Source organism: Paenibacillus sp. MBLB1832 (assembly GCF_032271945.1).
Lineage (GTDB): Bacteria > Bacillota > Bacilli > Paenibacillales > NBRC-103111 > Paenibacillus_E > Paenibacillus_E roseopurpureus.
Genome location: NZ_CP130319.1, coordinates 5,771,595 through 5,784,921 on the forward strand (window position 1 = coordinate 5,771,595; position 13,327 = coordinate 5,784,921).

General features: G+C 51.5%; 15 protein-coding genes and 2 pseudogenes. 11 read left to right on the forward strand and 6 right to left on the reverse strand.

Annotated elements, in window-relative coordinates:
• Positions 1-80: 80 nt before the first annotated feature.
• From MJB10_RS26215 to MJB10_RS26235, 5 genes and pseudogenes are all read left to right on the forward strand, one after another.
• A pseudogene (locus MJB10_RS26215) lies at positions 81-533 on the forward strand (MFS transporter); the annotation flags it as partial.
• Entirely contained in the window at positions 530-1,396 is an 867-nt protein-coding gene (locus MJB10_RS26220; RefSeq protein ID WP_314800155.1) for an aldo/keto reductase, read from the forward strand. The pseudogene MJB10_RS26215 and the gene MJB10_RS26220, both read left to right, overlap by 4 nt.
• A gap of 158 nt (positions 1,397-1,554) precedes the next feature.
• Complete coding sequence (locus MJB10_RS26225) at positions 1,555-2,130, forward strand: GNAT family N-acetyltransferase (RefSeq protein ID WP_314800156.1); 576 nt, start codon at positions 1,555-1,557, stop codon at positions 2,128-2,130.
• A 68-nt stretch (positions 2,131-2,198) separates the two neighbouring features.
• Positions 2,199-3,791, forward strand: a complete 1,593-nt coding sequence (locus MJB10_RS26230) for a catalase (RefSeq protein WP_397386559.1) — start codon at positions 2,199-2,201, stop codon at positions 3,789-3,791.
• A 57-nt stretch (positions 3,792-3,848) separates the two neighbouring features.
• Positions 3,849-3,992, forward strand: coding sequence for a hypothetical protein (locus MJB10_RS26235; RefSeq protein ID WP_314800157.1), 144 nt, complete (start codon positions 3,849-3,851; stop codon positions 3,990-3,992).
• Between the two features lie 28 nt (positions 3,993-4,020).
• Here the strand turns inward: MJB10_RS26235 and MJB10_RS26240 are convergent, their stop codons facing one another.
• The 6 genes from MJB10_RS26240 to MJB10_RS26265 all read right to left on the reverse strand — a co-directional run bounded on the left by MJB10_RS26240 (position 4,021) and on the right by MJB10_RS26265 (position 8,166).
• Complete coding sequence (locus MJB10_RS26240) at positions 4,021-4,965, reverse strand: NAD-dependent epimerase/dehydratase family protein (RefSeq protein ID WP_314800158.1); 945 nt, start codon at positions 4,963-4,965, stop codon at positions 4,021-4,023.
• Between the two features lie 87 nt (positions 4,966-5,052).
• The gene (locus MJB10_RS26245) at positions 5,053-5,898 is read right to left on the reverse strand and encodes a MerR family transcriptional regulator (RefSeq protein ID WP_314800159.1); all 846 of its coding nucleotides are present in this window, start codon (positions 5,896-5,898) and stop codon (positions 5,053-5,055) included.
• Positions 5,899-5,977: 79 nt separating this feature from the next.
• On the reverse strand, positions 5,978-6,994 hold the full coding sequence (locus tag MJB10_RS26250; protein ID WP_314800160.1) for an SDR family oxidoreductase: 1,017 nt from the start codon (positions 6,992-6,994) through the stop codon (positions 5,978-5,980).
• A gap of 2 nt (positions 6,995-6,996) precedes the next feature.
• On the reverse strand, positions 6,997-7,476 hold the full coding sequence (locus MJB10_RS26255) for an SRPBCC family protein (protein ID WP_314800161.1): 480 nt from the start codon (positions 7,474-7,476) through the stop codon (positions 6,997-6,999).
• Between the two features lie 157 nt (positions 7,477-7,633).
• The gene (locus MJB10_RS26260) at positions 7,634-8,011 is read right to left on the reverse strand and encodes a type II toxin-antitoxin system death-on-curing family toxin (protein ID WP_314800162.1); all 378 of its coding nucleotides are present in this window, start codon (positions 8,009-8,011) and stop codon (positions 7,634-7,636) included.
• Positions 8,011-8,166 carry a hypothetical protein gene (locus MJB10_RS26265; RefSeq protein ID WP_314800164.1) on the reverse strand — a complete coding sequence of 52 codons (156 nt, stop codon included), beginning with the start codon at positions 8,164-8,166 and terminating at the stop codon, positions 8,011-8,013. Before MJB10_RS26265 ends, MJB10_RS26260 begins: the two co-directional genes overlap by 1 nt.
• 258 nt (positions 8,167-8,424) lie before the next feature.
• Here MJB10_RS26265 and MJB10_RS26270 point away from each other — a divergent pair.
• The 6 genes and pseudogenes from MJB10_RS26270 to MJB10_RS26295 form a co-directional block, all read left to right on the forward strand.
• Positions 8,425-9,057 (forward strand): annotated as a pseudogene (locus MJB10_RS26270) (ABC transporter ATP-binding protein); the annotation flags it as partial.
• Positions 9,058-9,139: 82 nt separating this feature from the next.
• A complete protein-coding gene (locus MJB10_RS26275; protein WP_314800165.1) occupies positions 9,140-9,934 on the forward strand; it encodes an ABC transporter permease in 795 nt (264 codons plus the stop codon).
• Between the two features lie 75 nt (positions 9,935-10,009).
• Positions 10,010-10,711 carry a response regulator transcription factor gene (locus tag MJB10_RS26280; RefSeq protein WP_314800167.1) on the forward strand — a complete coding sequence of 234 codons (702 nt, stop codon included), beginning with the start codon at positions 10,010-10,012 and terminating at the stop codon, positions 10,709-10,711.
• 1 nt (position 10,712) lies between these two features.
• Positions 10,713-11,648 (forward strand): sensor histidine kinase, encoded by a 936-nt coding sequence (locus tag MJB10_RS26285; protein WP_314800169.1) that lies wholly within the window; start codon positions 10,713-10,715, stop codon positions 11,646-11,648.
• Positions 11,649-11,667: 19 nt separating this feature from the next.
• Entirely contained in the window at positions 11,668-12,603 is a 936-nt protein-coding gene (locus MJB10_RS26290) for an ABC transporter ATP-binding protein (protein WP_314800170.1), read from the forward strand.
• Positions 12,584-13,264 carry an ABC transporter permease gene (locus MJB10_RS26295; protein WP_314800171.1) on the forward strand — a complete coding sequence of 227 codons (681 nt, stop codon included), beginning with the start codon at positions 12,584-12,586 and terminating at the stop codon, positions 13,262-13,264. The genes MJB10_RS26290 and MJB10_RS26295 overlap by 20 nt, the downstream gene beginning before the upstream one ends.
• Positions 13,265-13,327: the final 63 nt, after the last annotated feature.

Consider the following 13,327-nt stretch of genomic DNA (forward strand, 5'->3'; position numbering starts at 1 on the left):
CTCAAACTAGCTAATTCTACGATTTAAGAAGCGGTTCACCGCTCTTAAGTCGGAGGACCGGAAGGTTGGGGCCTCGGTATATGGGGGGCGTGATCGGAGGACGCGCCGCGAACCGCAAGCCGAGCAAGGCATTGCTGGTGATGTTTCTTTTCCAAGCGCTCGTCCTATTCCTATTCATGTTCACGGCCACATATCAGGTTGCGAGTTTGGTCACGCTATTTTTCATGGGATTACTCGCTTTCATGAATGTGCCGGGGCTGCAAATCTATGTGGTTCAGCTTGCCGAACGATTCGCCCCTGAGGCCAAGGATGTGGCCTCTGCCTTCAACATCGCGGCTTTCAACGCAGGAATCGCGGGCGGCGCTTTCCTAGGCGGCATCATCACCGATTCCATCGGGCTTATTCATACAACGTGGGTCGGCGGACTTATGGTCCTCGGCGCTGTTGCACTCACGGTTTGGAGCCGAAAACTGGAGAAATCCGACCAAACGCAACGATCACAATCAACCATTTTAGGAGGAGTATTACAATGACACATTCATCAGCTAACCCAACAACCAACCACCTTCAATCGACAGTTACCCTAAGCAACGGTGTTGCTATGCCCTGGCTTGGGCTTGGTGTTTTCAAAGTTGCGGAAGGACCTGAAGCCGCAGAGGCCGTGAAAGAGGCGCTCCGCATCGGCTACCGCTCCATCGACACTGCGGCGATCTATGGGAACGAAGCTAGCGTGGGTCAAGGGCTCCGCGAAGGTATGGCGGCGTATGGCATCAAGCGCGAGGACATTTTCGTCACCTCCAAAGTGTGGAACGCTGACCTCGGGTACGCTTCTACGCTTGCGGCTTATGAAACCAGCCTAGGGAAGCTTGGCCTGGACTATCTGGATCTGTACCTCATTCATTGGCCTGTCCAAGGCAAATACGTGGATGCATGGCGGGCGCTGGAGAAGATCTACCAAGAAGGACGTGTTAAGGCAATCGGTGTAAGCAACTTTCAAATTCATCATCTAGAGGATGTGATGCGCACAGGGCAAACCATTCCGATGGTGAATCAGGTGGAGCTTCACCCTCTTCTCTCTCAACAACCCCTGCACGACTTCTGCAAAGCGAATGGCATTCAACTAGAAGCCTGGTCGCCGCTTATGCAGGGCCAGCTTCTAGATAACAGCACGCTGCAAGCTATCGCGGCCAAACATAACAAATCCATCGCGCAAGTGATCTTGCGGTGGGATATTCAGCGCGGGATCGTCACAATCCCGAAATCGACGAAGGCGAATCGGATTCTGGAGAACGGGACGATTTTTGATTTTGAGCTGACGGATGAGGATATGAGCTTGATCGATGGGATGAATCAGAATCTGCGTGTGGGACCGGATCCGGATAACTTTGATTTTTAAGAAAAGTATAGTGATGAAGATCTTACAAAGTCCTTGCTCCTTTCTTCGGAAAGAGAGTGAGGGCTTTTTTTCTAAAATTTATGTTCCTTTAAGTATTTATTAACCCTACAAGTGTACAATTTCGGTAATTATATTCTTTGGAGGAAGGTATGTTACCCATGTCTATTGCCGAACTATTTACTACCTTCCCCTACATACGTACGGAACGGCTCTTTTTACGACAGATTGTTTCTGAGGATGCAGAAGATTTGTATCGTTATTACACGAATCCGCTTGTTACCAAACATTTAGATTGGCTGGGTCCCTCTTCAATTGAAGATTCAATGGCGCTGATTAATGGATGGCACCAAGCTTTTCATGCAAGAAAGCTCCTTCCATGGGGGATCTCGTATGGGCCAACAGCACAATCGGAAATTTTGGGTACTATTATGATCATGCCAACGCGTGGTAATTTTGAAGATACTCCTCTTTTCCCATTGTCTGTTGGCTATGAATTAAAAGCAGAGCATTGGAACAAAGGCATTATGTCCGAAGCACTACAAGCCGTTCTCGACTTCACTCGCACACACGTCGGTGCGCGCAGGATACAGGCCGAGGTCTATCCCGAGAACGCTGCTTCTCTAAGGCTCCTGAAAAAACTGGGCTTCCAAGAGGAAGGTCTCCTGAGGCAATACATGATGCACGAGGTGACTAAAAAGCTGCTTGATGTAATCATGCTCGCCCTACTTTGTTAATAAGGAATAATCTCCCTATCATTGGTAAAAGTTACTTCTAACTACGGTTAGGAGGATGCATTAGAACAATGAACCATGATAAGTCAGAACATACAAGTTCTCATGATACGAGTAAAATGACGCTAACGAATCGCCAAGGCCATCCGATCTCGGATAATCAAAACATTCGCACGATCGGTAATCGCGGGCCGTCGACGCTTGAGAATTACCATTATATCGAGAAAATCTCGCATTTTGATCGGGAGCGTATTCCAGAACGTGTGGTGCATGCGCGCGGCGCTGGGGCTCACGGCTATTTCGAGGCGTATGGGACGGTGGGCGACGAGCCGGTTTCGACATATACGCGGGCTAAGCTTTTTCAGGAAAAGGGAAAGCGGACGCCTGTATTTGTGCGGTTTTCGACGGTGGTGCACGGCACCTACTCGCCAGAAACGCTGCGTGATCCGCGCGGCTTCGCTACGAAATTTTATACCGAGGATGGCAATTGGGACTTGGTCGGCAATAATTTGAAAATCTTTTTTATCCGAGACCCGTTGAAGTTCCCTGATATGGTGCATGCGTTTAAGCCAGACCCTGTGACGAATCTGCAGAATCCGGAAAAAATGTTCGATTTCGTATCCAATACGCCCGAAGCGACGCATATGATTACGTTCCTCTTCTCGCCGTGGGGGATTCCCGCGAATTATCGGCAGATGCAGGGTTCGGGCGTCAATACGTACAAGTGGGTCAATGCCAACGGGGATGCGGTGCTCGTGAAATATCACTGGGAGCCGCTGAAGCAAGGGATGAAGAATCTAAAGCAGTCCGAAGCCGAGGCGATTCAAGGTAAAAATATTAGCCACGCCACGCAGGATCTATACGAAGCGATTGCGAAGGGCGACTACCCCGAGTGGGAGCTGTGCGTGCAGATTCTCAGTGACGACGAGCACCCTGAGCTCGATTTCGATCCGCTGGATCCGACGAAGCTGTGGGACCATGAGAAGATTCCATTTCGTAAGGTAGGCAAAATGGTGCTGGACCGCAATCCGGAGAATTATTTTGCTGAGGTGGAGCAGGCGGCTTTCGGAACGGGCGTGCTCGTGGATGGCCTTGATTTCTCCGATGATAAGCTGCTGCAGGGCAGGACCTTCTCCTATTCGGATACGCAGCGGTATCGTGTAGGGACGAATTACTTGCAGCTGCCGATCAATGCGCCGAAGTCGCATGTCGCGACGAACCAGCGGGATGGACAAATGACGCTGATGGTGGATAAAGCTGCGGGGCAGAATCCGCATGTGAATTATGAGCCATCGTCGCTCGGCGGCTTGCAGGAAGCGGCGCCATCGGGTCGCGAGCATCAGCCGATGTATCATGATCGGCTCGTGCGTGAGAAGATTAGCCGCACGAACGATTTTGGGCAGGCGGGCGATACGTACCGCAAGTTCGAGGATTGGGAGCGCGATGAGTTAATCGCGAATCTGGTGGATGCGTTGAAGATCTGTAAGCCTGTAATCCAGGCGAACATGATCCGTTATTTTACGCAGGCCGACCCGGATTATGGTCGGCGGGTGGCGGAAGGCCTCGCGCAGGCGAAGGTGGAGATGGAGCACTTGGGCTCGCCTGCCGCGAAGGCAGGCGCGGAAATGGCCGAGAGCGCTGGGCAGCGGTCGGACGGGTATTAGAGAAGAGGCACCCTGGGAGGGGTGCCTTTTTGGGTTGGGCGGCGGCGCAGGCGGAACGTGAGTGCGCTATTTGCCCAATTTTCGGCGTTTTCGGCGATTCTTGGGTGCAATAAGTCATCGACGTTCCGCGTGATGGCTTATTTGAGCTATTTTGCCGCAGATAGCGCATTGACGTTCCGTCCGAATGTGGTCTTTTGCTAAGATGCTGCATGTTCAGCAGCTACATCAGCTACTCCCCCATCGCCTGCCGATACCAGCGCACGGTCTCGCGGATCGCGACGTCGTGCGGTGTTGTACCTTGGTCGCCGAAGGCAGCAAGGTATTTACTGTGATCGACGACGAATGGCTGCTCGAACTCATAAAACACCTCTTTGAGCTCCCTCAACATCGGATGGAAAAGACCAATCATCGTCACCATACCGCGTGAGGATGTACGGATTTTTCTCGCAGAGCCTAGCTCGTCGAAGATGAGCCCAAGCATCTCCCGCGTTGTGTGCGTCTTAGCGCTTGGCACATGCCATACTTGGCCCAGCGCGCGATCCTCATGGCCGAGGGTCACAAGACCTCGGGCGAAGTCATCAATATACGTGTAGGTATGCGGCACATCCAAGTTACCTAACAGATCTACAGGCTTACCGCTTAGAGCGAAGCCAAATACGCGATCACCTAGGGAGGACTGCTTCACCCCTGGGCCATAGAAATCCGAGGCGCGGCCTATAGCCACGCGGAGCTTGCCGGATTGGTGCGCAAGCAGCAATTCTTCCGCCATCTGGGCGCGTGTTAGCCCTTTTTTACCCGTAGCGAGGTGCGGCAGGTTCTCCGTCAGAGGTTGATTCACTTGGCCGTACATGTACAGGTTGTCGCCATAGATCAGCTTCGCACCTGCAGCAGCGGCACCCGCCATAATCCCCCGGGTAAGACCAGGAAATTGCGTTGGCCAATTCGTGTAGCCTGGATGGGCACAGTGGTAAACCACCGCAGCATCCTTGCAGAGCTCCACGGTCTCAGCAAGCTGGGACGCATCCCCTCGAGCCACTTCAACCGCTGCCTCCTCGGACAATCTGCCGCTGCGATTGACCATGCGAATCCGCTCGACCCCGCGCCGTTTTAATTCCCGCATGACCGCCATTCCTAAAGGCCCCGTTCCAAAAATCACATTCACCTGTTTACCCATACTTCATTCCCCCTCGTCTTCGATACCCTAACGATATTGTCTACCGTAACAGGAGAGTCAAGAGATATTGTGAAAAGAGTTGGCGGGCTATTTGGATATGGGAACTTGAAGCTCAACAACCACGTTATTGTAGTCATTTAGGTGATTTTCTCTGCCGAACAAATGCAGCTCACGCACGGGACCAATTTGCGAGTAGCCGTTACCTCCGAGCCACGTAAAAAGTGCCAAAATGCCATCTCCCACGCCCATGAATGGCCCCTTGTAAACAAGGCTGGCCACTAGCGGCTCTGCTGGAATTTCATACAAAGTAACGGGGCCATCTGGGCGTAGAGTAGCTGTGGACGGGAAGCAAAACGCTGCCTCGATGTCGAAATTCTCCTCAATGAACTCTGTCATGTGATACAGAACGTACTCCATCTGCATGGCGCTGGCTATGGCACTTTCACCTAGCGCCTCTTCAAGTTCTTCGAACATCTGGCAGCGATAGACCGGCATATCCTGAGGACGCGGCACAATCCGGCGAAGTCCAGCCACGTAGAGTGCTGGCACCTGCTTGATCCCAACTTCGTAGGCAGGCTTCTCACCCAATTGTTCTAGTAGGTGCAGCCTTGACTCAATGCGCGCCATTTGTTGCGTAGCTTCATTAATTTGACTGGCCAGCTCCGATTTCTTCTTCTGCATCATACGCTTCATGTCATCCATCGTGAGTGCTTGATCGATCATCACCGCGATCTCATCGAGCGAAAATCCCGTTTCCTTCAGCACAACGATATGATGAATCCGAGTGAGTTGGTCGTAGGTGTAATAGCGATAGCTGGTTGCCGCATCAATGTAGGCAGGCTTTAGCAGCCCCCGCTCATCATAATGGCGCAGCGTACGGATGGTCACTTGGGCGATTTTCGAAAAAAGTCCGATCCTAATGTACTGCGACATCCATGGCTCCCTCCCCAATGAAAATTCCTTGTGTTTCCATTGAAAAGACACCCTCAACCTGAGAGTGCCTTCTCTATGCTCAACCCAAAATCGCCTTCTTCGCTGCCTCCAGCGCGCTAACAACGTTGTCACACCACACATCAAACTCTGGATCTTCCTTCTGCAACTCAGGATTCGCTAGAATATGGGCAATAGTGCGCTTGATCCCTTGGTCAAACCGCGTGGTCGCGACGAACTCTGGCACCAGACGCTTCAGCTTCGCGTTGTCAAAAACAACCGAATTGGCCTTATCCCCGAGCAATCCGCCCCGATAATCCTGCGTGCTGCACGCATCCAAGAATTCCGATGCCACATGCACGGCATGCAGCTGGACGCCCAGCGCATCAGCGATAGCTGTGTAAATTTGATTCCATGTCAACGTCTCGTCGGACGTTATATGTACGGATTCTCCGATCGCATGAAGGTTGCCCATGAGTCCGATGAACCCTTTGGCGAAATCGCTGTTATGCGTCATCGTCCATAAGGAGGTGCCGTCGCCATGGATGAGCACGGGTTTGTTCTCCAGCATGCGCTTCGCCACCTGCCAAGACCCTTTGCTGCCATGCACACCGAGCGGAATTGAGCGCTCATCATACGTATGGCTGGGCCGAACGATCGTGATCGGGAAGCCATGCTCTCGATACTGCTTGATCAAGTACTCCTCACAGGCGATTTTATTGCGAGAATAAGCCCATAACGGGTTCGATAATGGCGTTCCCTCGGTGATGCGATAGTCCGAAAGCGGCGTCTGATATGCCGAGGCCGAGCTGATGAAGATGAATTGCTTCGTTTTACCTTGGAAAAGGCGATAATCTCGCTCCAGCTGTGATGGCTCAAACGCGATGAAATCAGCAACGACGTCGAAGGACAAGTCCTCGATCAGCTTAGCAACATGCGCTTCATCGTTAATATCCGCTTGCAGAATGCGCGCTCCTGCTGGCAAGGACGCATTTCGCGTGCCTCGGTTCAGCAAGTATAGCTCGCAACCCTGATCTAGCAGCTGTCTCGTAATTGCCGAGCTGATGGTGCCTGTACCCCCTATGAAAAGTGCTTTCATCTTTACCCCTCCGCATCGGTGAGTTGTTTATATTTCGGGTACCAGGAATTCCAGCGATCTTTGCGCGATTCGATGACTCTCCCGTCTAACAGTGCTTCAATGACATCAAGACAGACATGCCATCCAGCCAAATCCCTCGGCGTATGTTCCGTTATGTGATGCACATACTCGCAGAATACGACGCGACAGCTTCCATCCGACTCCGCATGCAGCTCAAACCGCACAGAATCCTTGTCCCACGTGAACGCCAATACCGACTTCGGCACGCAAGCGAGAATATCCATCGTCAAGTAAGTCCCGTTTGGCATGTTAAACTTGATACCCCCGCCCTCTCGAAGCTCCACGACCTCAAGCTCTGGGAACCACTGAACCAGCTTCTCGTTCTCTGTCAACCAGGCCCATACCTGATCCACAGTGTGCTGCCAATGACGCTCATACCGAACGACGTATCCACCTTCAACGGGTTGCAAATCAGCTAACATGCATGCCCTCCTCCATATGTGAAAATGTCACTTCCATGTCTTCCTTCATCTTACCTGTAGATGTTGGTTCAATCAAGAAATGCGCTGAGCGTGTACGTTTTCGAAAAACAAACCGCCCTCCTAATATTTCTGAAAGAGAGCGGTTAATCATTGTGTTTTATATGTTTAGAGCAATCCAATTGGTTGCTATTCCAATATCGATTTGACGAGTTACTAAGGCTATTGTTATATCAAAAAGTTCTTTCTCGGAACATCGCAACGGCCGTCCATTCATACTAAGAAATGCTAACATGACGAGGACCGCGGTTCTTTTATTGGCATCATTAAAAGCGTGCGCCTGTGCAATGGATTCGAGATAAATCGCCGCTTTATAAGCAAGTCCCGGATACAATTCTTCTCCGAAGTAATGATGAAAGGGCTTGTCCCAAATTGCTTCTAAATGCCCATAATCTTTAATGCCTGAGAGACCACCATCTTGCTCAAGCGTGAAATCATGAAACATGATGATTTGTTCAAGAGTGACCTGGATATACACTAATTCTTCGCCAACTTCTTAAATGTCTCACGAAATGCCTCAAACTGCTGCTTAGCCGCCTGTATAGCTTGATCGTTGGAAACAGTCGTCACTTGTGGTGCTTTTTCAGTTTTGTCTTTGTTAATCATTTCGTCATCACCTTTTTTCTCTGACAACTCTTTCACCTCCTACCGTAGCTGTATCGCCAAAACACGGGGTATGCATACGTTTAGAAGATATGAATATGTCTATTTATTTAGTACAAGTCTATCATACTACAAAATATGGATTTATGTCTGAAAGACTTTCGTAAGATTTCAGAAAGAGTCCTGCATGATGTGTTCGGTAAGATGGGTGTATGAAACGCTGACCTCGCCAATTCAGGCAGGCGTCTCAATGATCCTATCGGAGGTACACGAATGACACATTCAACGATTCAACCTGTGGTCAACGTACACAATCTGACCAAGCAGATTCGACATAAACGCATTGTGGATAGCATCAGTTTTGATTTATATCCTGGGGAGGTGTTCGGCCTCCTCGGGCCCAACGGCGCAGGCAAAACCACGACCATCCGCATGATGGTCGGCCTCCTCGCGATGAGTGATGGCGATGTGACCGTGAACGGGCACAGCATTCGCAGCAGCTTCCAAGCAGCAATCCGCCACGTTGGAGCGATTGTCGAGAATCCTGAGCTCTACAAGCATCTCACGGGGATGCAAAATCTAAGGCAATTCGCCCGCATGGCGGAGGATGTCCCGCAAAGCCGCATCGACGAGATCGTGCAACTCGTCGGGCTTGACAGCCGTATTCATGAAAAGGTGAAAACCTACTCGCTCGGCATGCGTCAGCGGCTCGGAATCGCCCAGGCGCTGCTGCACAAGCCCGCCGTCCTCATCCTGGATGAGCCGACCAACGGACTCGATCCTGCCGGCATTCGCAACATGCGCCAACTCGTGCGCAAGCTTGCGGCCGAGGAAGGCATTGCCGTGATGGTGTCTTCGCATCTCCTCGCCGAAATGGCACAGCTCTGCGACCGCTTCGGCGTCGTCATCGAAGGCCGTTTGCGCTCGACGTTCGCGCTGGTCGACTTAGCATTAACAGAAACGCTCGAAGAGAAATACATCGCGCTTACGGAGGGACTGCATCATGCGTAATCTAAACCAACTCTTGCTCAATGAGTTCATCAAGCTGTTCACCCGAGTCGGAACCTGGGTGATGACGGCTTTAGTGCCCCTCTTCGCTATAGCAGTAGGTATACTTTGCCAGCATACGAGCGAGGAGGAGCTCCACGTCAACAATGTGTGGCAATTCATGGATCTGATTCTCACGGCCATCCCGAATTTGATGGATATCGTCACCTTGTTTACGATCATCGTGGCCGCGGGCATCGTTGCTTCCGAATTTTCGGGAGGCACGATCAAAATGCTGCTCATCCGCCCATTCAGCCGCTCCATGATCCTTTTATCCAAATATGGCACCGTTCTCTTGTACGGACTTGGACTGATCTTGCTCCTTCTAGTCTCAGCCTTCCTGACGGGCGGTCTGCTCTTCGGCTTCAGCGGTGCTTCCGAGCTTCATGCAGGAACTACGCTCACCCAATCTGGTTACGTATGGCAAGCGGTAGGCTACAGCATAATCGAATGGCTTGTCATGGTGACGCTGGCCTTCATGTTCTCCTCTGTGTTCCGAGCAAGCTCGATGGCGATCGGAATTTCCTTGTTCGTTCTGCTGACGGGCGCACAGCTTGCCTATGTCCTTAAGCCATTCGCATGGTCCAAATTCCTTCTGTTCGCCAATACGAATTTGCTGCTCTATATCGACGGCAGGCCGCTAATGGCTTCGATGTCGCTTTCTTTTTCACTAATAATGCTTGCATGTTATCAAGTTCTCTTCCTTGGTCTGGCGTGGTTTGTGTTCGCAAAACGCGATGTGGCTAACTAACCCTCCGCGTTTCAATCTCATCACGTAAAGCGGTATACTGAAAGCACGTTGATTATAAGGTGGTAACGACACGACATGGCGAATTCCATTTTGCTTATTGAAGATGATGTTGCGATTGCTGAAATGGTCCGCGACCATTTAAAGAAAGACGGCCTCACCGTACGTCATGCTCCTGATGGGGAGGCGGCGCTGCGGCTTTTTGCCGAGGACTCCTACGACTTAATCTTGCTTGATCTGATGCTGCCTGGGGTCGATGGCATGGAGGTGCTGCGGAGGGTTCGGAGCACGAGCACGGTGCCAGTTCTGATTCTGTCTGCGAAGGACAGCGATGTGGAGAAAGCGCTTGGTCTTGGGTTCGGGGCCGACGATTATCTCGCCAAGCCATTCTCACTCATCGAGCTCTCGGCGAGGGTGAAAGCGATACTCCGACGTGCTACCCATTATGCCAGCACGCCAGCTGCGAATGTGGAATCACCTATTTTGCACATCCACGAATTAACGCTTTATCCTGAAGAGCATCTCGTCACGAAACAAGGCCAGCCCCTTAATCTGACGGCAAAAGAACTGCTCATTCTGAAACTGCTCATGTCCCACCCGAAACGCGCCTTCTCAAAAGAGCAGATCTATCGTTCCGTCTGGAATGACGCGTATTACGACGATGTGAATGCGATACAGGTCCATATTTCCCGGCTGCGGGAGAAAATTGAGGACGATCCGGCAAACCCTCGCTACATTAAGACCGTATGGGGGATTGGCTATAAAATGGGGGATTTCTGACATGATGCTGCTTCTACTCGGCCTCTGCCTCCTCCTAGGGCTGCTGTTGATCATCCAATTGTGGCAGCGGATCAGCCAGTCACGTGAGCTTCGCTATTTGCAAACGAAACTGCATGCCATCCTGGATCAGGAATCGGCGGAGCAAGTTCTCCTGCATACGAATTCGGCACAGCTTCAGCATTTATTAATTGCGATTAATCGGCTGCTGCAGGCGGGCCGTAAAGTTGAAGCGGACTATACCCGCATGGAAAATTCGATCAAAAAGATGGTCGCCAACATGTCCCACGACCTCAAAACACCATTGACCGTCGTTCTCGGCTTGACGGAGACGATCGTGCATGACAGCTCTGCCACTGACGAGGAGCGAAGGCGACTCTCTCAGAAGGTTCATGAGAAAACGCTCGACATTCTCCATCTGACGAACCAGTTTTTCGAATTAGCCCGGCTAGAAGCAGGCGATCTTACCATGCCATTAACCAAAATCGATGTCAATGAGGCGTGCAGGAACGGAATTCTTTTTTTCTATGAGATGATTGAATCTCAAGGCCTTGACGTGGCTGTCGCGATTCCCGATGAGCCTGTTTATGCTTATGGCAATACGGACGCGCTGGGGCGTGTGCTGCAAAATCTGCTCTCCAATGCTATCCGTTATGGCAACAGCGGCGGTATTGTAGGGATTACGCTGCGGCATGATGCGGAGAGTGTGTATATCGACGTGTGGGATCGCGGCAGAGGTATCGGTGAAGAGGATCGCTTGCAGGTGTTCGAGCGGCTATACACGCTGGAAGATTCGAGGAATCAGACCTATCAAGGCAGTGGCCTTGGGCTGACGATTACGAAACGGCTCGTTGAACTCATGGAGGGCAGCATCACCGTGCACAGTACTCCTCATGAAAAGACCGTGTTTACGGTCCGTTTTCCTGCAATTCGCTTTTGAAAGGAAGGGTCTGATTGTCATGAGCACGATTATCCAAACCAAGCAGCTAACGAAACGCTTTAAGAACACCGAGGTCATCACGTCCGTGAATATGCGGGTTCGCCGCGGGGAGATTTACGGTTTCCTCGGGCCCAACGGTGCGGGGAAAACGACGGTCATGCGCATGCTGACGAATCTGGTGCCGCCGACGAGTGGTGAAATTGAGCTGTTTGGCGCTCCGCTGACACCCCGCTCCTATGAAACGATGAAGCGCATTGGCAGCATTATTGAGTATCCGATCTTCTATGAGCACCTGTCGGCGCGCGGAAATTTGGAGTTGCACTGCGAGTATATGGGCTTCTATGATCAAAAAGCGGTGCGCGAAGCGCTGGATCTCGTCGGGCTCTACGACATTGGCGGTAAGCCGGTGAAGTACTTCTCCCTCGGCATGAAGCAGCGGCTCGGCATCGCCAGGGCGATCTGTACGAAGCCTGAACTGCTCATCCTCGATGAGCCTGTGAATGGCATGGACCCGTCGGGGATTCGGGAGCTACGCGACCTTTTTCGGATGCTGAGTAAGGAATATGGGATGACGCTGCTCATTTCAAGTCATATTTTACAGGAAATTGAACAATTGACCGATACGATCGGCGTCATCAACCACGGGCGATTGGTGGAAGAGGTGTCGATGGAGCAGATCCGTGAACGGCATAACGCGTATATTGAGATTGTCGTCACGGATACGCAGCAAGCGGTGCTTGTGCTGGAGGATCGGCTTGCGCTGACCAATTATAAGGTGATGGACCGCGGTGCCATTCGCATTTATGAGACAAGTCTGGCGCCTGTGGAGCTGAATCGGCTGTTGGTAGGCCACGGAATCGGCGTAGAAGCGTTGAACAAGAAGTCACGCTCGCTCGAAGATTATTTCCTTGGGCTCATTGAAGGAGGGCGACGCGATGCTGTGGAAGCTCATTAAGCTGGAAGTAAAGAAAACGAAGTGGCGCGGCATGCTGCTTAGCGCCTTATTGACCACTGTCCTGCTCGTGCTGTGGGTCGTCGGCAGCGATGTGCCGAATAATGAGGTGCATACGTATGACCGTGCCTTTGTGAGTATTATGAATTATGTCGGGATTACCTTCATTGTGTTCGCGTCCGTGCTTATGTCACGCATGGTGATTGATGAGTACCGCAACAAAACGATTACGCTCCTCTTCGCGTATCCCGTGCCACGCCATCTCATCTTCGTGGCGAAGCTCTTGATCATCGCGGTGTGGACTTTCGCCACGGTGCTGTTATCGAATATCGTCGTGGTTGCCATGCTCCTCCTTGCCAACACGAAGTGCCACTATATCACTGAAGCGTTGACGCGCAATCGGCTGCTGGAGGAGGCGCTGCGCATGGTGATTTTCGCCTTGTCTACTGTAGGTGCTGCGCTGGTGCCTATGTTTTTCGGCATGCTGCGGAAGACGATGCCGGCGCTGATCGTCAGTTCTTTTGTGATTTCGAATGCGGGCATGATTATCGTCAACAGCGAGGAAATCAATCGGAGCTTCAGCAACTTCACGATGGTGGCCATGCTTAGCTTAGTCATTGGCTCTGGGATCGCTTATGCGGGGGTGCGGCGGAGTTCGTTGTAGCAGGTCATGAAATTCGATCTCCATTTTACAAATAAATGACCAAAAGCCGCTTTCCCTCCTGCT

What these genes read in the sequence shown, in the direction of transcription:
- MJB10_RS26220 (WP_314800155.1), top strand. Translation starts at nt 530, where the DNA reads ATGACACATTCATCAGCTAACCCAACAACCAACCACCTTCAATCGACA.
- MJB10_RS26225 (WP_314800156.1), top strand. Translation starts at nt 1,555, where the DNA reads ATGTCTATTGCCGAACTATTTACTACCTTCCCCTACATACGTACGGAA.
- MJB10_RS26230 (WP_397386559.1), top strand. Translation starts at nt 2,199, where the DNA reads ATGAACCATGATAAGTCAGAACATACAAGTTCTCATGATACGAGTAAA.
- MJB10_RS26240 (WP_314800158.1), bottom strand. Translation starts at nt 4,965, where the DNA reads ATGGGTAAACAGGTGAATGTGATTTTTGGAACGGGGCCTTTAGGAATG.
- MJB10_RS26245 (WP_314800159.1), bottom strand. Translation starts at nt 5,898, where the DNA reads ATGTCGCAGTACATTAGGATCGGACTTTTTTCGAAAATCGCCCAAGTG.
- MJB10_RS26250 (WP_314800160.1), bottom strand. Translation starts at nt 6,994, where the DNA reads ATGAAAGCACTTTTCATAGGGGGTACAGGCACCATCAGCTCGGCAATT.
- MJB10_RS26255 (WP_314800161.1), bottom strand. Translation starts at nt 7,476, where the DNA reads ATGTTAGCTGATTTGCAACCCGTTGAAGGTGGATACGTCGTTCGGTAT.
- MJB10_RS26275 (WP_314800165.1), top strand. Translation starts at nt 9,140, where the DNA reads ATGCGTAATCTAAACCAACTCTTGCTCAATGAGTTCATCAAGCTGTTC.
- MJB10_RS26280 (WP_314800167.1), top strand. Translation starts at nt 10,010, where the DNA reads ATGGCGAATTCCATTTTGCTTATTGAAGATGATGTTGCGATTGCTGAA.
- MJB10_RS26285 (WP_314800169.1), top strand. Translation starts at nt 10,713, where the DNA reads ATGATGCTGCTTCTACTCGGCCTCTGCCTCCTCCTAGGGCTGCTGTTG.
- MJB10_RS26290 (WP_314800170.1), top strand. Translation starts at nt 11,668, where the DNA reads ATGAGCACGATTATCCAAACCAAGCAGCTAACGAAACGCTTTAAGAAC.
- MJB10_RS26295 (WP_314800171.1), top strand. Translation starts at nt 12,584, where the DNA reads ATGCTGTGGAAGCTCATTAAGCTGGAAGTAAAGAAAACGAAGTGGCGC.